This window comes from Microcoleus sp. B9-D4, assembly GCF_036705105.1.
Taxonomy (GTDB): domain Bacteria; phylum Cyanobacteriota; class Cyanobacteriia; order Cyanobacteriales; family Microcoleaceae; genus Microcoleus.
In genome coordinates this window covers 15692-35604 of sequence record NZ_JAUBTS010000063.1, presented here as the reverse complement: position 1 = coordinate 35604, position 19913 = coordinate 15692, and the positions used below count along the sequence as shown (strand labels likewise).

General features: G+C 45.3%; 23 protein-coding genes. 8 read left to right on the top strand and 15 right to left on the bottom strand.

The window, feature by feature from the left end:
• Positions 1–50 precede the first annotated feature (50 nt).
• From QUB24_RS27240 to trpC, 3 genes are all read right to left on the bottom strand, one after another.
• Positions 51–1208 carry an alanine--glyoxylate aminotransferase family protein gene (locus QUB24_RS27240; RefSeq protein ID WP_333156726.1) on the bottom strand — a complete coding sequence of 386 codons (1158 nt, stop codon included), beginning with the start codon at positions 1206–1208 and terminating at the stop codon, positions 51–53.
• A gap of 83 nt (positions 1209–1291) precedes the next feature.
• A complete protein-coding gene (locus QUB24_RS27235; RefSeq protein ID WP_333055069.1) occupies positions 1292–1537 on the bottom strand; it encodes a DUF5340 domain-containing protein in 246 nt (81 codons plus the stop codon).
• A gap of 350 nt (positions 1538–1887) precedes the next feature.
• Positions 1888–2787, bottom strand: coding sequence for an indole-3-glycerol phosphate synthase TrpC (trpC, locus tag QUB24_RS27230; RefSeq protein WP_333156725.1), 900 nt, complete (start codon positions 2785–2787; stop codon positions 1888–1890).
• An 85-nt stretch (positions 2788–2872) separates the two neighbouring features.
• Here trpC and QUB24_RS27225 point away from each other — a divergent pair, with 85 nt between their 5' ends.
• The 4 genes from QUB24_RS27225 to QUB24_RS27210 all read left to right on the top strand — a co-directional run bounded on the left by QUB24_RS27225 (position 2873) and on the right by QUB24_RS27210 (position 4515).
• A complete protein-coding gene (locus QUB24_RS27225) occupies positions 2873–3292 on the top strand; it encodes an element excision factor XisH family protein (RefSeq protein ID WP_333156724.1) in 420 nt (139 codons plus the stop codon).
• Positions 3277–3669, top strand: a complete 393-nt coding sequence (locus tag QUB24_RS27220; protein ID WP_333156723.1) for a XisI protein — start codon at positions 3277–3279, stop codon at positions 3667–3669. The genes QUB24_RS27225 and QUB24_RS27220 overlap by 16 nt, the downstream gene beginning before the upstream one ends.
• A 157-nt stretch (positions 3670–3826) precedes the next feature.
• On the top strand, positions 3827–4159 hold the full coding sequence (locus tag QUB24_RS27215) for a DUF433 domain-containing protein (RefSeq protein WP_333055073.1): 333 nt from the start codon (positions 3827–3829) through the stop codon (positions 4157–4159).
• A complete protein-coding gene (locus QUB24_RS27210; RefSeq protein WP_333156722.1) occupies positions 4156–4515 on the top strand; it encodes a DUF5615 family PIN-like protein in 360 nt (119 codons plus the stop codon). Before QUB24_RS27215 ends, QUB24_RS27210 begins: the two co-directional genes overlap by 4 nt.
• A 205-nt stretch (positions 4516–4720) precedes the next feature.
• Here the strand turns inward: QUB24_RS27210 and QUB24_RS27205 are convergent, their stop codons facing one another.
• The 3 genes from QUB24_RS27205 to QUB24_RS27195 form a co-directional block, all read right to left on the bottom strand.
• Positions 4721–5125 carry a transcriptional regulator gene (locus QUB24_RS27205; protein WP_333156721.1) on the bottom strand — a complete coding sequence of 135 codons (405 nt, stop codon included), beginning with the start codon at positions 5123–5125 and terminating at the stop codon, positions 4721–4723.
• Entirely contained in the window at positions 5109–5408 is a 300-nt protein-coding gene (locus QUB24_RS27200) for a type II toxin-antitoxin system HigB family toxin (protein ID WP_333037951.1), read from the bottom strand. Before QUB24_RS27200 ends, QUB24_RS27205 begins: the two co-directional genes overlap by 17 nt.
• A gap of 76 nt (positions 5409–5484) precedes the next feature.
• Complete coding sequence (locus tag QUB24_RS27195) at positions 5485–6948, bottom strand: NB-ARC domain-containing protein (protein WP_333156720.1); 1464 nt, start codon at positions 6946–6948, stop codon at positions 5485–5487.
• A gap of 152 nt (positions 6949–7100) precedes the next feature.
• On the opposite strand from QUB24_RS27195, the gene QUB24_RS27190 reads away from it, so the two are divergent.
• Positions 7101–7502 (top strand): hypothetical protein, encoded by a 402-nt coding sequence (locus tag QUB24_RS27190; protein ID WP_333156719.1) that lies wholly within the window; start codon positions 7101–7103, stop codon positions 7500–7502.
• A 65-nt stretch (positions 7503–7567) separates the two neighbouring features.
• Here the strand turns inward: QUB24_RS27190 and QUB24_RS27185 are convergent, their stop codons facing one another.
• Positions 7568–7759 (bottom strand): hypothetical protein, encoded by a 192-nt coding sequence (locus tag QUB24_RS27185; protein WP_333156718.1) that lies wholly within the window; start codon positions 7757–7759, stop codon positions 7568–7570.
• Between the two features lie 95 nt (positions 7760–7854).
• On the opposite strand from QUB24_RS27185, the gene QUB24_RS27180 reads away from it, so the two are divergent.
• Both QUB24_RS27180 and QUB24_RS27175 read left to right on the top strand, forming a co-directional pair.
• Positions 7855–8181: a nucleotidyltransferase domain-containing protein gene (locus tag QUB24_RS27180; RefSeq protein WP_332946008.1), complete on the top strand. Its 327-nt coding sequence runs from the start codon at positions 7855–7857 to the stop codon at positions 8179–8181.
• Positions 8178–8567, top strand: coding sequence for a HEPN domain-containing protein (locus QUB24_RS27175; protein ID WP_333156717.1), 390 nt, complete (start codon positions 8178–8180; stop codon positions 8565–8567). The genes QUB24_RS27180 and QUB24_RS27175 overlap by 4 nt, the downstream gene beginning before the upstream one ends.
• A 32-nt stretch (positions 8568–8599) precedes the next feature.
• Here QUB24_RS27175 and QUB24_RS27170 read toward each other — a convergent pair whose 3' ends face one another.
• The 3 genes from QUB24_RS27170 to lpdA all read right to left on the bottom strand — a co-directional run bounded on the left by QUB24_RS27170 (position 8600) and on the right by lpdA (position 11385).
• Positions 8600–9163, bottom strand: a complete 564-nt coding sequence (locus QUB24_RS27170; protein ID WP_333156716.1) for a hypothetical protein — start codon at positions 9161–9163, stop codon at positions 8600–8602.
• The gene (locus QUB24_RS27165) at positions 9160–9651 is read right to left on the bottom strand and encodes a DUF4365 domain-containing protein (RefSeq protein WP_333156715.1); all 492 of its coding nucleotides are present in this window, start codon (positions 9649–9651) and stop codon (positions 9160–9162) included. Before QUB24_RS27165 ends, QUB24_RS27170 begins: the two co-directional genes overlap by 4 nt.
• A gap of 297 nt (positions 9652–9948) precedes the next feature.
• The gene (gene lpdA, locus QUB24_RS27160; protein ID WP_333156714.1) at positions 9949–11385 is read right to left on the bottom strand and encodes a dihydrolipoyl dehydrogenase; all 1437 of its coding nucleotides are present in this window, start codon (positions 11383–11385) and stop codon (positions 9949–9951) included.
• 444 nt (positions 11386–11829) lie between these two features.
• On the opposite strand from lpdA, the gene QUB24_RS27155 reads away from it, so the two are divergent.
• Positions 11830–12108, top strand: coding sequence for a hypothetical protein (locus tag QUB24_RS27155; RefSeq protein ID WP_333156713.1), 279 nt, complete (start codon positions 11830–11832; stop codon positions 12106–12108).
• A 503-nt stretch (positions 12109–12611) separates the two neighbouring features.
• Here the strand turns inward: QUB24_RS27155 and QUB24_RS27150 are convergent.
• The 5 genes from QUB24_RS27150 to QUB24_RS27130 form a co-directional block, all read right to left on the bottom strand.
• On the bottom strand, positions 12612–14897 hold the full coding sequence (locus QUB24_RS27150) for a lipopolysaccharide biosynthesis (protein ID WP_333156712.1): 2286 nt from the start codon (positions 14895–14897) through the stop codon (positions 12612–12614).
• 194 nt (positions 14898–15091) lie between these two features.
• Entirely contained in the window at positions 15092–16669 is a 1578-nt protein-coding gene (locus QUB24_RS27145; RefSeq protein ID WP_333156711.1) for a polysaccharide biosynthesis/export family protein, read from the bottom strand.
• A gap of 132 nt (positions 16670–16801) precedes the next feature.
• The gene (locus QUB24_RS27140) at positions 16802–17518 is read right to left on the bottom strand and encodes a cyanoexosortase B system-associated protein (RefSeq protein WP_333156710.1); all 717 of its coding nucleotides are present in this window, start codon (positions 17516–17518) and stop codon (positions 16802–16804) included.
• Positions 17518–18393, bottom strand: coding sequence for a cyanoexosortase B (gene crtB, locus QUB24_RS27135; protein ID WP_333156709.1), 876 nt, complete (start codon positions 18391–18393; stop codon positions 17518–17520). Before crtB ends, QUB24_RS27140 begins: the two co-directional genes overlap by 1 nt.
• 289 nt (positions 18394–18682) lie before the next feature.
• The gene (locus QUB24_RS27130) at positions 18683–19843 is read right to left on the bottom strand and encodes a DegT/DnrJ/EryC1/StrS family aminotransferase (RefSeq protein WP_333156708.1); all 1161 of its coding nucleotides are present in this window, start codon (positions 19841–19843) and stop codon (positions 18683–18685) included.
• Positions 19844–19913: the final 70 nt, after the last annotated feature.

Genomic DNA, 19913 nt, shown 5'->3' with positions numbered 1-19913 from the left:
TTTTAGATTTTAGATATCATCCAAAATCTAAAATCCTTTAACAACTGAGATTAGGATTCAGCCAAGAATTTGGCAGCAGCCGCAACGCCGGCACCAGGAGTGTAGCCTTCATGACCCAATTCTCGCAGCACAACTTCTAAAGAGGAAATTGCTGCTAGAATATCGCGATCGCACACAAAGCCCAAATGGCCGATTCGGAAGATTTTACCTTTCAAATGGTCTTGTCCGTCGGCGAGAGCAATGTCAAATCTCTTTCTCATCAAAGTCCGCACTTTTTGAGCATCTACGGATGCTGGCGGCATAACCGAAGTAATCGCAGGGCTGGCGGCATCGTCAGCAGCAAACAACGGCAAACCTAAAGCTTTTACAGCAGCGCGAGTAGTTGTCATCAACCGTTTGTGCCGCGCGAAAACATTTTCCAACCCTTCTGTTTTCATCATCTGCAGCGATGCTTGCAGGGCAAAAAACATATTGACAGGGGGAGTAAAAGGAGTGGTATTTTTGGCAGCGTCTTTGCTATATTTGCCCAAATCCAAATAATAGCGGGGCAGTTTCGCCGTTTTGTAAGCTTCCCAAGCTTTGGGACTGACAGCCACAAAACCCAAACCTGGAGGAATCATGTAAGCTTTCTGAGAACCCGAAGCAATGACATCGATTCCCCAAGCGTCCATCGGAATATTGACAGCGCCTAAGCTAGTGACAGCATCGACCATAATTAAAGCTTCACCGTGGGCCTTAACGTGGCGGTTGATGGTTTCGAGGTCGTTGAGAACGCCGGTGGAGGTTTCCGAGTGGGTGATGATGACAGCTTTGATTTGCTTCTCTGTATCTGCTTCGAGTTTTTCGCGGAAGTGTTCGGGGTCTAAAGGTTGGCCCCACTCGGCTTTAATAATTTCGGCGTTTAAACCGTAAGCTTCGGCGACTTCAGCCCAACGTTCGCCAAATTTGCCGTTGCATCCGACTAAAACTCGATCGCCCGCACTCAAGAAATTAATTATCCCAGCTTCCATCGCGCCGGTACCAGAAACCGTTAAACTCAGCACGTCACTTTTTGTTTGGTGCAGCCATTTGAGGTTTTCGGTACAGTCTGCAAAAATCGCGTCAAATTCCTTGCTGCGGTGGCCCATCGGGTGTTTTGCCATCGCTAACAATGCCGCTTCAGGCACCGGCGTCGGGCCGGGAATCATCAGCATTAATTTGTTGTCCATGATATTGTCCTAAGTTTTTCTGTGGGAGTTATATAGAATAAATCAAATACGATACGTCACGTCGCGTCGATACTCTAAGTTTTTTAACTTTTAACTCCCTTGTGGTTAATTTCATTTAGAGCCCAGCGATGTTCTACCGCTAAGTTCGATCGCTCGCAGCTTTGTTCTAATTGCTTTTGAATGGCAAGGGCTTTACGCAGTGTAATAATAAGTTGGTGAACTTGTTGCTGCTGCGGCGATTGTGGACTGACAGCAAACATCGTTTTGCGCTCTAACAATTGAAGTAGCAATTCATAATGAATGTACGAAGGAAGGGGGATTGGCTCCATGAAAGCTAACATACCTCAGCGAACCGACACCCCATTGCAATTGCATGAGGCATCACAGGTGAACATTAGATGCCCGATTTTTTATTTGTGTTCTAACCGTACAATAACCCCTGCTTTGCCGATCGAATATTCGGGGCTGGGTGCGTTGGACACGCTAAATCTTGCGATCGACAGGCTTACAGAATAGATTTAATTGCTTTCTGGCAAAATATTTCTATGCAATATAGCTTTCAGTGCTATTTCTTTTTTACAGTAGCGCTTGAGTCGATGCAGGCTAGAAATTCTCATTATTTACCTACTTAATCATTTTTTATCAGAATCAAGGGTGCTTTGTCAAGCGGTCTCGCCTTTCACAGGCTGGGAGGGCGATCGGCAAGGGAGGCTAAAGCTGCGCCTGGATCGGGCTGCTTGACCAGAGATTCGCCGATGAGGACGGCTTCGGCTCCGGCGCTGGCAACTTGAGTTAGGTCGTCGGGAGTGTGGATTCCTGACTCGCTGACGATGAGGATGCCTTTTGCTTGGATTTCGGTTTGGCGATCGGCTAATAGTTGACCGGTAGTTTCTAGGCTGACGGAAAAGTCTGCTAGGTTGCGGTTGTTGATGCCGATTAGGTTGACGCCTTCTAGGGTTAATACTCGATCGAGTTCTTCGAGAGTGTGAACTTCGATTAAAGCTGTCATGCCCAATGTCTTGACAATTTTTACAAAGTATTGTAAGTCTTTGTCAGAGAGAATAGCTGCGATTAACAATACAGCATCCGCGCCGTGAATCCGGGCGAGATAAATTTGGTAGGGATAGATAATAAACTCTTTGCAAAGTAAGGGTAAATCGACAGCGGCACGGATTTTAGCGAGGTTGTCGAAGCTGCCTTGAAAGAACTTTTCATCGGTGAGTACGGAGATGCAGCTAGCGCCGTTTTGTTGGTAAGCTAGGGCGATCGCCACGGGATCGAAATCTTCGCGAATTACGCCTTTGCTGGGAGAAGCTTTTTTAACTTCGGCGATGATAGCGGGTGTGGTTTTGCCGTTTTTAAGGGCGGCAAGAAAGTCGCGGATGGGCGGTGCAAACGGGAGTTTTTTGTGCAGTTCGGATAACGGGGTGCGATCGCGCTTTTGGGCCACTTCTGCTTCTTTTTCCCAGACGATTTCTTCGAGGATGTGCTGGGGTTCGGCGTCGGGTACGGCGATTTGGTAGCTGAGGTAGAGTACGGAGACTGAGGTGCTGGGGGGACGGCGGCGGATTTGAAGCATGATAGGGGGATAAAGGGCGATCGTAACAAGTTTAAAAGTATTATATAATAGTTACAGTAAATCCTCCTAGCCTGAGAGCTAATGCGTGTCAGCTAAAGATATATATCACGAAACAGTTAAGCGTGCCTTACAAAAGGATGGCTGGACAATTACTCACGATCCATTTCCCATGCAAATTGGTCGCAAGCGTTTATCTGCCGACTTGGGTGCAGAGCGTCTAATTAATGCGGAAAAAGGAACCCAAAAAATTGTTGTTGAGGTCAAGAGTTTTGTGGGACGCTCGGATGTAAAAGATTTGGAACAGGCTTTGGGACAGTACGTTCTTTACCGCCATGTGCTTAATGAAATGCAGAGCGATAGAAAACTCTATCTTGCTATTTCTGAGGAGGTTTTTAATAGTGTATTTTCTATAGAATTAGGGGAAGTGTTATTGAAAAATCAGACAGTTAAACTGATTGTTTTTGATAAAAAAAGTGAGGCAATACTTCAATGGATACCCGATTGAGATACCAAGAAATTATCAAAACGATACTTCAGGAACACGCTAACTTCCGCAAGACTATACCTGATGGCTATCATTCTCAAATGTTATTTGATGATGAACGAGGAGGATATTTAGTTTTGGATATTGGTTGGAATGAGAACCAGTACCTTCACGCCACACCAATCCACCTTGATTTAATCGGCGATAAAATCTGGATTCAATATGATGATACTGAAGAAGGAGTGGCGACTGATTTACTGGCGGCAGGTGTTCCTAAAGAAGATATTGTACTCGGTTTTAGGCATCCTCAAGTGCGACAATATACTGAATTTGGAACTGGTTTGAGCGACAAAGATGAAGAAATTGTTGCTGAATCTGCTGCTGTGCGATCGGCCTAAGTAGAGTACGGAGACGGATGTGCTGGGGGGACGGCGGCGGATTTGGAGCATGATAGGGGGATAAAGGGCGATCGTAACAAGTTTCTATTATATAAGGTCGATCGCCCTTTTCAATTTATGATAAAATGCGATTAACTAAGTATTCGGAGATAAACCGATGCAATTAGAAGACTATTTTGAATTTCTCGACCCCGATGACATCCGCATCAAAGGACATCGGATCGGCATTGACGATGTAATTAAATATTACTTGGATGGATATTCGCCCGACCAAATTCTGGAAGAATTACCAAGTTTGAATTTAGAGAAAATTTACGCGACGCTAACTTATTATCTGCAAAATCGGAGGCAGATGGATGCTTATATGTTGCGGCTGGCGAAGTGGCGCGAAGAACGCTATCAGGAATGGTTGGCTAATCCATCTCCTTTAGCATTACGTTTGAGAGCAATCAAAGCACAGCGAGAACAGGAGTTACTTAACCTGAAGTGAAAATTCGTTTTTTACTCGATGAAAATTTGCCTCCTAAGCTCAAAAGTGCTGTTTTAAACCTCGATCCGGAGATAGATATTTTGCGGGTGGGTGATTCAAATGCACCGCCATTAGGCACCTTAGATCCAGAGATTCTCATTTATTTGGAATCATCAAAACGACTATTGGTGACGGATAACCGCAAAAGTATTCCCGGACATTTGGAGGAACATTGGGCCGCAGGGGGACAAAGTTGGGGATTAGTTTGGGTGCGTCCAAGTGGAAGTATCGGCAGATGGGCAGAAACAATTCATTTTATTTGGGAAACTACTGAAGCTGAAGAATGGCTCGATAAGTTAGATTGGATTCCATATTAGAGAATGATGTGGAAAAAGTACGCGCGTGCGTAGCTATCCCGTAGGAATCGCACTTTTGGGCCGCTAAAATCCCTTCGCTAACCCGCAAGTCCGCCGGGGGTTGAAAACCCCCGTCTTATAGCCAAAGTCCTCTAAAAGAGGACTGAAAAGCCAATTCAATAAACAAAGGTCGATCGCGCATTCCCAAATTTTACCAAAAGGTCGATTAATTAAACAGAAACAAACCCGGATTTACGTGAAAAAACTTTCCCAAAGCCTCAGCTTGTTTTTTGCTAATTTCTAGCTGACCGTTAACGATTTCAGTTACCGTCTCAACTGTGCCAATAATTTCTACTAAATCTGCTAGTTGTAAACTTCTAGCATCCATCAAATGAAGAAGTCTTGAGTGGGGAGTAGAAGCATTCAGTTGATAGTGATTTTCTTCATAATCCTCAATTAGTTTGACTAAAAGTTCTAGGAGAGTATCTTCTTCGGGAGTGAGATTTTTCCGAGAGAGCAAATTTTCAACTATTTCCAAAAAAGTCTCGTTTTCATCTTCATTTTTGATGATTCGAGGTTGATATTGAGATAGCAGGCTGCTGTACCTGTCGGAGTCAAAAGTAAGGGTCATTTTTCCAGTTGTCTTTGTCATATTCTGCATGAGTCAAAATGTACTTGATATAAACAATCTGCTTTTGATAGTTAAGACTTACGATTAAGCGATATTTATTTCCTTTGATATTGAAAATTGTAAAATTTCCAACTGCTTCAGCTTGAGGATAAATAGTTTGAACTTCAATAAGTTTAGTCCAGTTGGCTTGACTGGCAATCTTGTACCAATCATCGAGGGCTTCGCAGGAATCAGCATGATTTTGGCAGTAGTCTCTTAATTTTTTGCGACTGATAACGTGCATTGAGCGATCGGTCAGATGTTTTGCAGATACCTAATTCTATCAAATTTAAGTGCAAAGGGCTAAAACCCCAATTTTACTAAAAGGGTGATCGGGCTTCTTTTTCTATGTTTGGGCGGGAATAGTTAGTTTTGACATACTCTTTTAGTACCGGCCCAAGGCTGAAGAATGTGCGATCGCCTTCCGGGATTTTTTCAACTAATGAACGCCGTCCCAAGGATTGCATAACTTTCAAAAATTGCGATCGAGACAATTGCAGATTCTCTGGCACTTTTGAGAGGGAAACTGGCGCGGTTTCACTCGCTAGCCATGACATTACCTGTTTTTCTGACTCGGATAAGCGATTAAATGGCTGATGCAGTAAAGATTCTAAATCACCTAAAAATAGTGGCTCGTCAGACAGAAATTCCGATAGGCTGCCGTCAAATAAATCTTGAATCATTGTAGCAACTATTTTTAACCACAAGGGATTGCCTCTGTATTGTTCAATTAGTTCTGACCATTTTTCATGTTCAGTTAAACCTTTTTCTCTAAGGATTTCCCCCGCGCCCGCACCTAAACCATTGAGTTGTAAGGAGCGAATTGGCTGATTTGTGCCTTCTAATGCGGCGATTTCTCTAGGCTTTTCCGAACTGAGCAACACTAAACAACTGTTGTGAGATAATTCTCCTACCTGTCTCAATAGCCTGCCGTAATCTTCATATCCAGGTTGGTAATTGCCAGCGAGTTTTCCGCTGCTGTTTATCATTTGTACGTCATCGAGTATCAGCAGACAGCGGTATTTTTGCAAGTAGTTCAGTAGGGGCAAACCCCCCGTGGTTGCCCCATTCTCTGGGACAACCACGCCCTCGGCATTTGGGGCGGGCACGGGGGCACCGCCCCTACAGAAGAATTGAATTATATTTGTTTGAAGTATTGACAGGGGTGGAGATGTGGCGAGACTTCGCCAGATGATGAAATCGAATTCATGTTTGATTTGTTCTACTAGGTTTACGGCGAGTGCGGTTTTGCCAATTCCGGCTATGCCTAGTATGGCTAGTAAGCGGGTGTTTTCGTGTAGAATCCACTGTTTGAGGGTGATGAGAGAGGATGTGCGATCGTAGAAAATGCCAGACTTAGGCATTTCAGCTAAGAATTGACGCAATTTTGGTTCAGTGTTGCCTTTGTTTAGAGGTTCTTCATCGGTTGGTGAATTGGGGACTTTTGGGGACTGCAAACTATTTTCACAGACGTTGACGTTACCAATGTGTACACAATCTTTATTATTGAAGTTCCAGAGATGTGAAAATTTTACTTGCTCCAATCTGACTCTAAAATTTGCTTTATTGACTTCTTCGCCTAATACTTCTGATAGTAGCTTCCATAATGCAGAGGCAATATCTTTAATGTGACCTTCACTACAGTGAAATTCATCGGCTATTTTTGAGTATTTCTGACATTGCAAAGTTCCCCGCAGTATCATCTCTTGCAGATTGTCTAAGTGTTTTCCCGTATTGATAAAAACTAGGTCGTCGGCAAGTTTTAACACTTCTTGAACGTCCATAGGTTGCTTTGTTATTAGAGTTTCACTGATTGTATCCTACTTTTTCCTACTTTTTCCTATTTAAGTCGGTTGTTGAAGTCCCGACTTTTTCCGACTTGCAAAAAAGAAGTTTTTGCAGATGATATTGATATAAAGATTTCCACTCAACAGCTATGAAAGGTATGAAACGAATTTTCGGTATTTTTTTCGTTGTAGGTTTAACTATTTCGACCCTTGCTTCTAACCTCCCAACAAAAGCCCAAAGCAATCACAACATTGGAAATAATGGTAAGTCTGGTAATATTGCTGCTACAGATCTCCGTGTTTTTCGCAATCCAACGAAAGGAAGGAATATTCCAGTTGATGTAGTAGTAAAAGGTGCTGATGGGCTAGATGAAGAAGCACGTCAAAAAGGCGCAAATGCTTTTTGCAGGGCAAATCAATATACCGAAGCCGTAAGTTTTGATTACGAACGTGATGGTAACGTCGGCACTATGCAGTGGAATCCAAAAAGTGAGCAATGGGAATTTTGTGAAGAATGTAAAATGTACCTGACGAAAGTAACTTGTAAGTAAGCCGATTATCAAGCTAGCGAAGCTACAACTAAGTACCGCTGTTACATCAATAGTCCGGACAGTTTTTAGGTCGTAGTCTGAAACCCTTCATTTTCTGTTGGCAGCTTGATTGCCAATTCCCAGGAGTGAAATAAAAAAAAACGTAAACTGCTCGTGGCGATCGCCCTTCTATTATTGAGGGGCGATCGCTCTTTTTTGAGTATCACTAATTCTGTTTCTCCAACAGCATAGGGAATTTTTACCGCTTTGATAACCATTCATAAGACAAGCTATAGCCAGTAGGAGAAAATCGGAGTGGGATTATTGGTATAATCAAAGAATCCCGATCGCCCTCCAATCATTTATAACAAATATGAGCATTAACGATAAACTTAAGAACATACTGACGCAATTACGATCGCACTTCGAGCAACTCTACGGCGATCGCCTCACGCAAATGGTGCTCTACGGTTCCCAAGCGCGAGGTGATGCACATCCAGACTCAGATATAGATGTTTTAGTAGTTCTTAAAGCGCCAGTTCAAGCGGGCGAAGAAATTGATAGAACTCTTCAGATTGTAGCAGATTTGTCGCTCCAAAATGATGAAGTGATTAGCTGCCAGTTTATGAATGAAGAAAAATTCACTAATTATCAAGGCCCTTTGCTCAGAAATATCCGTAAAGAGGGAATTTTAATATGACATCGGCTCAATTAAACTTACTCGCAAAAGCTCGTCAAAGCCTTTCAGCGGCTAAGTTAATGTTAGATGGCGAATACCCGGATTATGCAGCCTCTCGCGCCTATTACACTATGTTTTATATTGCCGAAGCATTTTTAGAAGGTGAAGGACTATCTTTTTCTAAACATTCCGCAGTCATTAGTGCCTTTGGCCGAGAATTTGCTCGTACAGGGAGAGTTCCTGTTAAGTTTCACCAATACCTAATCCGAGCTCAGGAATTGCGAAATGCTGGAGATTACGGCGAACTTGATGCCGTTACCAGCGATCAAGCCGCAGAATCGATCGCCCAAGCTGAAGAATTTCTCGAATTAGCCCAAAATGCGATCGGCCCTCTACCGCCGCCTTAAATACGCGCAATTCCCTACGGGATAGCTACGCTTCACGCACTTTCATCTTTTTTAGCTTCCTCTGCCATCAAAGCAAAATCGTGCAGATTTTTCATCGCAAAATATCCACCTACTTTCAGCAAATCACCGGCGCAAGTGACAGGAATTCTCTCCTGATAAGCTTTCAGTGCTAAATTACAATCAATTTCTTTGAGCTCAAGATAGATTTTCCGCAGCTTGTTCACCACAAACCCCATCATCACCACCTTAGCGATTTCCGCCCCATCTTCGCGATCGACTTTCACAACAAATCCCTGAATCTCAGTATTGTCTAACGAAGTAATTAAATCGCTTAAAATCTCTAACTGAGAACGATTTTCTGTCAGCTCCAGCTTTTTGACAGCATCTCCCATCCGAGCTGGATAATCCGCAAACTCCCTTGTCAAAGGTAGCCCGATATCAAACACATCTCCTGCATCATTTTTTTTGACCCAAATCGCTCCTTTATTGTCGTAAATTCGGCTGTGTTCGTGCCAACCATTTTTTTGTAAATATGCTATAATTACATTCACATCTAAACTTTTGAAAACTTCCAAATCCCGTACAGTTACTTTCATGGGAAACCTCCTTTGCTAATACGCTGCATAATTGACTCAAGAGCCTGTGGAGTAAAGTGATTCCGGCGGGGCAATTCAACAGTAATGCGATTTGTATTTCTAGTTTCAGGCATTCCCCGCAGCGATACCCAATAGGCACAATGTCTAAGCAACATTTCCTGTTCAGACTGTTGTATCCATTCCCCTATATTTTCCGGTACTAAAACGACAACCAGCAGGCGGGGAATAAAGGCAGTGACTCTCAAGTCGTTGTAATTTTTGACATTGAGCGGATATCGCACAGATTGAGCATCGAGTACATCTCTTGAAGTACATTTTAACTGCAATTCGAGGCGGTGCGGTTGCATTGGATCGCTGCCGATCGCCTTGATACAGAGATCCACGCTATCATAATCATTCTCAGGTTGATCTACAGAACAGCCGGCGACTGCCGCCACAGCACGGACATAAGCCTTGCTAAATAATTGTTTGCGTTGATTCAGTTCCATTTAAACACAATTCTCAAAAACGGGCGGTCACGATCGCACATTGGTGTCAACAAACAGGTCAAACATAGTACCAGTCTTTTGTTGCTCCGATAGGCTTTTGATCCCCCCTAGCCCCCCTTAATAAGGGGGGGATAAGAGGATTCAATGCCCCCCTTCCCAAGTGGGGAACCGCATTTCAAAGTCAACCCCTACTCCCCTTCTTAAGGGGGATTTAGGGGGATCTAGACTGGAATGCAAACGAGTTTTCTCAAGGGTTTAGACTTAAGTTGACACTAATCGAGACACAGCCCCTACAGATTAATGACTACCCGCTCCAGCCGCCCGTTTGAAAGCCTCATCCAGCACTTCCGAAAGCGTCGGGTGAGTGTGCACTCGGAATGCTAAAGTGTTCACAGAATCGCGCTGGGCGATCGCATTTGCCGCCTCCTGAATTAAATCCGAAGCGTGCAAACCGAAAATGTGAACTCCCAACAACTCTCCAGTATCTTTGCGGTAAATCACCTTAGCCGTACCGTCGGTTTCCCCTTCAGCAATAGCCTTAGAATTTCCCTTAAAATAAGTCTTGACAGAAGCTACCTCAAACCCTTCAGCTTTTCCTAACTCTTTGGCCGCAGGTTCCGTCATCCCCACATAGCTAATTTCCGGGTGAGTAAAAGCCGCCGCGGGGATACTCAAATAGTCAACTTCGCGGGCTCGCCCGCAAATATTTTCCACCGCAGCAATTCCCTGAGCAGACGCAGAATGCGCTAACATCATCTTGCCGTTAACATCGCCGATCGCCCACAAATTTTGCACCGGTTCACCCGCCGCCAAAACCTGCATCTTATCGTTAACTGGGATATAACCGCGCATCGTTTCCACGCCAACAGTTTCTAACCCCAAATTCTTGCTCACCGGAACCCGACCAGTTGCTACCAAACAAGCATCAACTTCCAAAACTTCGACAACTTCCTTAGTTTTGAAATCAGCTAATTCAATAATGACTGGCGAACCAGGAGTAATCTTCTTGGCCAAAACACCCACTTTTGTTTCAATATCGCGGGGTGCAATTAACACTCGTTCTGCCAACTTAGCAATATCCGGGTCAAAAGTCGGCATCAATTGGTCTAGAGCTTCAATCATCGTAATTTCGCAGCCCAGGGCTGTGTAAATATCCGAAAACTCCAAACCGATATAGCCACTGCCAATAATTGCGATCCACTTCGGCAGCGATTCCAACCTGACAGCATCATCGCTGGTAAATACAGTTTTGCCGTCAATTTCTATCCCGGGGGGGACGAAGGGAACCGAACCGGGAGCGAGAATAATATCCTTGGCGGTAATAGTTTTCTCGCCTTTATCGGTTTCGACGGTAATTTTTTGAGCACTGGCAATTTTGCCCCAACCTTGGATGACATCGACGTTCAAACGTTTGAGGCTGTTGGTCAAGTCGCCGCGCAGTTTACTGACAATAGTATTAGCATGATTGGCGATCGCCCCGCGATCGAAATCCACACTGCCCAATTGAATACCCAAAGTCTTCAGGTGGTGGGCATTCCGCAAATCTCGCACGCGCCCGGAAGCCGCCAAGAGCGCCTTCGAGGGAATGCAGCCGCGGTTGACGCAAGTCCCCCCCATATCGCCCGCTTCGATAATTGCCACTTTCAGCCCGCAGCTAACCGCGTGTATGGCCGCGCCGTGTCCGCCCACGCCAGCGCCGATAATTGCTAAATCGTAATCAAATCCCTGAGTCACCTTAAAATCTCCTAATGCCTTTGAAATCTTAGAACTCAAGCAAAAAACACCGTCTCTCCGTCCTTTCGAGGTGGCGCGTTGCCATCGCAACCCTTGAACAGCGGTAATAGTTGCATAAGTCCTGTCTCCTTATTCTCGACTAGACTAGGGTTAATTAGACAACGAAAGAGCCCTAACTGAGATTTTTTCAGGGTCAATGATTTTGAGCTGGGTCTGTACCAAGTCTCAAATCACTCAGTAGGCGGGTGTACAGTTAAATATAGTTTGAAGGCTGACAAGGTCCGCTGCAGGTTTTATATGGGGCAGCAAGTTCAGCCACAGGCATTCCACCGTCCGGTTAAATTCTGTCCTCCTGCTTGTTTTAGTCGGTTTTCATGTCTAATATCTGCACGCGCCGGGGCAGACAGACTTTGTTGGCAAATTTTAGACCCTATGGAGTGGCTTATGACGGATGACGACGACCAGAAAGATTTACGCCGGGCCTCGGCTCAATCATTTTTTGAGTCCCTGGATGAATTGTTCGATTCTATAGAATCGAACACCACGCAAGCTGCACAACCGAAATCTCCACCGCCTCCGGCTAAACCTTCGAGTCAGTCTTCGAGTTTGCCGAAGAAGACTAGACCTGCGAAAATTAATTTGTCGGATTTTGAAGATGCGATCGCCGATTTGGAACAGTTTATCCAGAGTAAACACCAGAAACGCCCGGAATCCAATCAATAGGACGATGACACATTTTCAAGTAATGACGGTTGACTGTTGACTGTTGACTGTTGACTGTTGACTGTTGACTGTTGACAAGCGAAAAATTTTAGATTAATGTTTACGCTCCCAGATGAATCTGTGGAGTCAATTTTTAATGTCAAATTCGGTAGCATAGGAATTATTCATCTCTCTGTTCTCTGACCACGAATTTCTTGAGGGTACAACCCCCCGGATTTATCCGTGGAATCAATCAAAAATCGAAAATCGAAAATCAGAAGAGCCCCCGCATTTATCCGTGGGGTCGCCTCTAAAATCTAAAATCTAAAATCTAAAATCGATTGACTCTGTGTTCTCTGTGTCCTCTGCGGTTTAATCATTCCAAAGCAACCATAATTTATATCAATTCCAAATCTAAAATCGACGGGCTGTTAACGGTGCTTTCGGCTTAACCTGCTTAGGTTGCACCTACAAAACATTCACATTTGCTTGAGGATTGCTTTACAAGAATCAAGCCAGATAAATCATCTCAATTTACTATTAATAGCCTTGTTTTTAGGCTTTGAGTGCTGCGGTAATTGCCTCGATCGCACTTCGATCGCGCGATCGCCGATCGCACTCACAGGCAACTCCCATTCATCAATATCAATATCATTGCGGAACTTCACCGGAATATCAGCACCGTTAATAATCGCTCCCAACAGCCGCGGCCCGGATTTATGCGACTCCTCCTCCTCAGATTCCTGCAACTGATCTGCAGCCTCAGACAACATACTAGACAAAGTGTAACCAGGCCGCGCCACCAAAATCATACCATCCGTGTACGGTTCCAGCGTCAGCGCGTCGTTGCACTCGCTCAACGCCGGAGAATCCACAACCACAAAATCAAAGCGGTTGCGAACATCCTCAAACAATCTCCGCATTTCGCTGGATTCTAGTACGGCGGAGGCTTGCCGCAAAAAGCCGGGACTCGGCACAACGTATAGATTCTCTACCTCTGGAACCAAAAGAACGCACTCGCTAATATTGCCGTAATAGTGCAAAGGTTCCACAGTCGCCAAAGGATCAGCAGCAATTTTCAAAGATTCAACGTTAGAAGGCGATCGCAAATCTGCTTCAATTAGCAAAGTCCGTTTACCCGATCGAGCCGATGCAATTGCCAAATTGTAAGCACTAAAACTTTTCCCCTCCAAAGGCGCCGCCGAAGTCAGCAACACCACCTTCACCGGTTTGTTCCCGATCCGGCGCAAATTAGTACGCAACCGCTCGTAAAATTCCAAATAGGGAGAATTTGCCTCCAAGGCGAGCGGCATTATTTCATCGCCGTAGGAATCAAATACCGTCACTTCAGGCAAAACTGCCAGTATCGGCACCTCTTTTTCCACCAAAGCCGCCCGCACTTCTTCCCAACTGTAAAACTTGCCGTTGAGCATCCCCAACAAAAATATCAACCCCCCGCCCAGCAGCAATCCCACAAATCCGCCCACCGCCAGCATCACGGGCAAACCTCTCTTGTTTGACTCAACATCATCAGTTTGTGGCAATTGGGCGATTCTCAAACTCCCCGTTGTCTCAGCTACCGCCGCCTCAGCATCTACCAAAGCCGACTGCATCTTGTCATAGAGAGCTTTTTTGAACGCCACTTGCTGGGCTAACCGCGCTTGTTCTAACTGCTTGTTGGGGATTGTCGCGTGTTCCCGACGCAATTGTTGTTCAGTTTTCTCGATTCCTTGGAGTTGCTGTTGCACCGTATCCCGCTGCGTTTGCAAAGCAATCAAAGTTTGAGCTAACTGCTGTCTGGCAGGATCTAAAGAAGAGTCTACCCGAATTCGAGCAGCACTTCTGAGCGGAGCCGCCACCCCGTTACCGCCGAGTACCTCAGATTGCCGCTGCTGCAACTGCTGCTCAAAAGCTTGTTTTTGTTTGAGCAATTCTACAATTTTCGGGTGTTCCTCCTGCAAGTCGCTGCGGAGAATTTTGAGCTGAGATTCGATCGAAAACAATTGCACTCGCAGTTGGGCAATAATTGGATCGGCAGAGAGTGCTTGAGCGACGTAAGCTTGCTCCACATTCAATCCCAAGCGATCCTGCAAACTGTTAATTTGAGCTTCTATTCCTCCCAACTGCACGCGGAGTTGCCGCTGCTGCTGTTGGCTGCTGGTAATCGCTAGCGGCAAAGCACCGCTCTGAGCTGCTAAAATTGAAGTTCCTTCTCGTTTTTCGTAGGCTTCAAGTTTTGCTTCCGTCTCTCTAAGTTCCTGAGTTACTTTCGGCAAACGCTCGTTAATTTGGGCGATCGTCTCACGCAGTCTAGAAGTATTAATACTTTTGCTGTGTTCCACCATTTCGTACATCAGCGTCTTTACTACCGCTTCTGCTTTTTTGCGATCGGCATTTTTGTACAATATTTGAATCAAAGCGCTGGGGTCATTATTCTTACTGGGCATCTTTATCTGCACATCTTTTACCAGCTTGTTAGCCAAAGCTTGTATTTTTTCTTTCGCTTCTTCTTTGTTTAATTTTTCTTCCGGTTTGATGAGTTTTTCCGCTGCTGGTTCAACCACCCTTGTATCCAGCAGCATATCTTTAGTTATTTCTTGTCCTTCCTGTTGAATTTTAGTAGTAGTAGATGAAAAAATCACGCTCGGTCTGTCGTAGGCCAGCGTACCTATTGCAACATAAACTGGCGCCGGCTTTGGCTGCAGTGCCACTACTCCCGACACCCCCACAGTCACCGCGAGAGTAGCCAGTCCCACCCACTTGTATTGGTCGAAAGCAATTAAATAACGTTTAACAACGGATAAAGTCATGACGATTTTAGATTTTAGATTTTAGATTTTAGATTTTAGATTGCTAATTCTTAACGATAACTAATGATTGCTGACTAATTCTACAAATCCCCCAAAAACCTTATAACTTTCGGTCTGTGATTAAAACCCATATCGCCTAAGTCATTCCCCATCTTAAATCTAAAATCTTAAATCTAAAATCTAAAATGGTATGACTACCTATCATTACGTGATGGGCCGAACAAATCTGTTACCCCATTTCTCAACTGCTCAAAGAACAGAATAAATCCCAAAGTATCCCGGAATGGTCGAGTAAAAGTGTTGAGTACATAACCAATGCGCTCTACCAGATTCCTACCAATCACAATCACATCATTATCTTCGAGCATCGGGTTCTGAGAAACATTGCCCTCCAAAGCAGCTTTAGCATCTATCGAACGGTTGATTGCTCTACCTTGCTTTTCGTCGAACCGAATCAGGGCTATTTTCCGCAAGTCAGCAAGATTAACAGGCAAGTTGTTGAGAGCATCCAAAAACCTGCTGCCATTTTCAACGTAGAACGAGGTCAAACCACCACTAGCGTAACTCAAAACTCGAACGTAGATCCTGGGCTTAATCAAAGTAGACCGCGAAACCAGAGCTTTGTCGTAGTCTAGGTTTTTGGTACTAGCGTCCAATTCCGGGATGACAATCACATCTCCCGATGCCAAAGGAAAATCGAACAAATCGTTACCGTTTGCTAGGGGAGTGTAGAGGTCGATTGGTTCCTCCACCGAGGAGCCGTTCATCAGCGTCCGCCGCACTCGCACCTCGCGCAAATCGGCTTTTCCCGTCACTCCCCCCGCAGTCACCAAAGCAGCCGAAATTCTACCAGAACCCGCCGGAAGCGTGTAAAAACCTGGTTTGCTGACTTCTCCGGTAACAGTGATTTGGACGGGGACAGCAGCAGCAGCGAGGCTGTACCTGGATGCTAAATCTTGATCGGATTTGCGATCGGGCGTAACCTGTTTATACGGTACGACGATCGCATCTCCATCTTCCAAACGCAACTCCGGTGGAGCAATACCAGTTTGCAACGGTGTCAAAATATCAACAACTTGCTCCGCCACAGCACCGGACGGCAGAGTCCGCCGCACCCGCACCGCCCGCAGTTCCGCCGTAGGATTAGTCCCAGCAGCCGCCGCCAGAGCCGCAGGAAGCTGGGGGGTTTGCAGCGGATAAAAACCCGGTCTGGCCACTTCCCCCGTCACCGTCACCACTACGGGGCGCTGAACCAGCAAAGCAGCCGAGACTTGAGGATTTTTGATAAATTGACCAAAGCGCTCCCGGAGGCGCTGCTGTGATTCTTCGACAGTAAGACCGCGCACATTTACTGTTCCGATTAGTGGCAGTACAATTACCCCTTCAGGGCTGATTGCACCTGTAAAACCTAGCTCAGGGAAGCGCTGAACTTGAACAGAAATCTGGTCTCCCGGGCCCAGGCGGTAGGGCCGATTCCGAAAAGCTGGGTTAATATCCCGGTTGAAATTGGCAGGCGGCGGTGGCGGTACACGCGGTGGCGGTGGCGCCACGAGTCGCTCGTCTCTGGGAACAACAGATTGAGCTAAAGCCGTTTCCGAAAAATTTTTGCTATTAAAACCCCAGAATACAGCAGCAAAAGATAGAGTCCAAGCAGTTGAATGCAGGCCTGCCAAGTAAAAAGCGAGGCGATTTTTAATAGTGGATTTTTGCCGCATTTTCAGAGGATTTAAAAAAGTAATATTTTGAATAATGACCTGATTTGTAAGTTTCATCTAAATATAGCGACGAGAAAAAACAATAAGATATTTTCGGGGCGAGTTGAACCCGGATATTTACTAGGAAGCAGTTGATTTTGGCAAAACTCGCCCACGCCCTAGGCTGATTTATTTGCACCTACCTGCTTACTAAAACCGAAAAGTTTCTGTAATTAATTTAGCCTGAACACTTTCGGCAAGAGATTCCAGCAATGGTTGAGCTATCTTAATATCGCCCTGCGGTTGAATGGGAAGGATGATACTGACAGCAACCCAAGAGGCGCGGCGGTTCGAGAGTCTAGCCATGCTGTCTTCCCAAAACCAGCGACTGGTTGCTGGAGAACCCCCGTTAGGCCAAGCGTACCACTGCACGACAGCAAAAGTTTGTTGGGGAGTCCAGCTTCGGAAAAACCTCGCCTCGACATTAGGCGGTGGTTGGCCGGGTATTGGTGCTAATTTAACTGTAAAGCTCAAAGTGCGATGAGAATCGGTTTGCCATCGGTGAAATCCATCGATATCTAGCCATTCTACTTGGGGCTGGTTTTTGGGGTAATTTTGAGGCAACAGCAATAAAATGGCAATTGTTTTATCCTTTTTAATTTCTTGAACTAACCATCTGTGAGTGCCAATTTGAACGTTATTCTGAACGGCTATAACCTGCCACCCAGGAATTTTTATCCCGTTTTGGCGCACACTTCTTAATTGCTTGAGGTTGGCAAGGGTTGGCGGGTTTGTCCAAGGCCACCTTCCCGTCGCGTAGCCTGGAATTGCTACTGCCCCAACTAATACCAGCAAAAACACCAGTACCATAATTTTAGATAATTGATACCGCCGCAGGAGTTTCTGTGCTGAAATCATCTGTTTCATTAATTGCCAGACTGACTTGGGAAATACTTTTCCATCCCGTTGAGGAGAAGTACCAATAACCCTAGTATACAAGCAGAATACAAATCTCCGCCCCATCCGGCGTGTAGCCAAGTAAAAAGCGCCTCTCTGTCGGTTCCGTGAAAGTAAGTTAGCAAAGTATTGCGAAAAATGTTGGAAGTGATGCTAATAATGGATGTAATCACTAAAAACAAAAGGCTTTTTTTGCGATAGATCCAAACTCCCGTCCAATCCAGCAGAATTAAGCTGACATAAAGACTGGTAAACAGCATTTTTAAGCCTGCACAGTGCGGAGCAACTTCTACAATGCGCTCGTTCACGTACAGATAAATTTCTTCCACTCTCACGTTGATACCAACCTTAATTAATATCCAGGCTGATGCTTCAGCAATGAATTGCTGTAAGGGCAATGCGTAGGGTTCTATGAGGTAAGGAATGTGGTTGGGCGAGGCCAGAAATACGAAGAAAAGCGGCATCGCCTGCAATTTTAAGCCGGGAATTCCTTTTAAAGATAAGCAAATGCTGGCCAGCATTATGGGGAGGGATAAATTTACTAAATCGCTCAAGCGACTCAGATAAAAAAGCGTGGCTAGTACCAGCAAAAAGCCTCCCAAAGGATGCGGTGAATTGGGTAAGTTGCGCCAGCACTTTCGGTTCATCCAAGCAATATAAGCTGCGTAGGGCAAACCAATTAGTCCGTGGCTGAAATATTCGTGTTCGAGGCTGATGTTTTTGTTCAACCAGCCGTCGTACCAATGTACTAGCAGGGGGGCGTACAGCAGCACTAGGAGCACTGTGATACCTTCCGCCAGTAGGTATCGCTTGAAAACAATGTGAATTCTGCGCTGGATGTGCATGGTTTGAGAAGTTTTAAGATTGCCGCGCTGGATTCGCAACGCTTTGGGGTTTTAAACTGTCAGTTAAAGAATTGTTAATTCCCGACATCAGGCATCAATATCAATAAAGGACTCTCGCGCAGGGTGGGGGCGGGTTTATTTAACCTGTCTGCACCCTTTAAAGCTATTGGTGAACCCGCCCCTACGGGTTTTTGATATGGGTGCCTGATGTGAGTTAATTCGGAACTTAAATGCTTTTATAACTGCACTCTACTGCTGGAAACAGGTTCCGCATAACTTTTATGAACAATTAGCAATTCAATGATAGTACGATCGCCCGAACAACTTGCTCGATCTGAGTATTGCTCAATCCGGGATACATTGGCAATGATAAAATTTGTTGGCACAGGGTTTCTGCGTGGGGGAAGTCGCCCGGATTGCCTAAGTTTTGGTAGGCGGGTTGCAGGTGACAAGGTACGGGATAGTGTATACCTGTTTGAATGCCGTGTTGGGCGAGTTTTTGCTGAAGGGTGTTGCGGTCGATCCTCTTCGAGGGCTTCGCTAACGAGCTTTCCTCAGTAATTTGGATAACATATAGGTGATAAATGTGACCGCTGCTGCTGTGGTTGGCGATCGGTACAATGCCTTTGTGTTTCAATGGTGCTAGTAGAGTATTGTAGTGTTGAGCGGCGGCGGTGCGATCGCGATTCCATGTTTCTAAGTAAGGCAATTTAACATTGAGCACGGCAGCTTGCAAATTGTCGAGGCGGCTGTTGCTACCAATTTCTGTGTGCAAATATTTGCTGGGTGCTCCGTAATTGCGGAGAGTTCGCATTTTTTCTGCGACCTTTGCATCGTTAGTAATTAACATCCCGCCGTCGCCAAAAGAACCAAGGTTTTTGCTGGGATAAAAGCTGAATGCTGCTGCTTTTCCAATGGAACCCGCGCGGTATCCTTCTCTTTCGGCTAAGTGTGCTTGGGCCGCATCTTCAAATATGATTAAATCGTGGCGATTCGCAAAATCTAAAAGCTGCCCGGGCGATACCATTTGACCGTAGAGGTGTACGGGGATAATTGCTTTAGTTTTCGAGGTAACTGCTGTTTCGGCTGCTGTGAGGTCAATCAGGGCGGTTTCCGGGTCACAATCTACAAGAATAGGTATAGCTTTGGCTTCGAGGACGGCGATCGCGGTGGCGATAAAAGTGTTAGCGGGTATGATAATTTCGTCGCCCGGATTAATGCCGCAAGCTTGGAGTCCCAGAGCGATCGCATCTGTTCCGCAAGCCACTCCTACGCCGTATTTTACTCCCGAAGCTGCTGCAAATGCTGTTTCAAATTCTGTCAGTGATTGACCTAAAATAAAATCTCCTTGCTCGATAATTTTCCCAATTGTTTCTGTTATTTGAGATTGGATTGGTTGGTGTTGCAGGGAGAGGTTGACAAATGGAACTTTTGGCGGGCGACTACTCATACATCAGACGAATACGAATTATTTATATTAACATTTAAGTGCGGATATCTTTTAAAAGTTTTTAACCGCA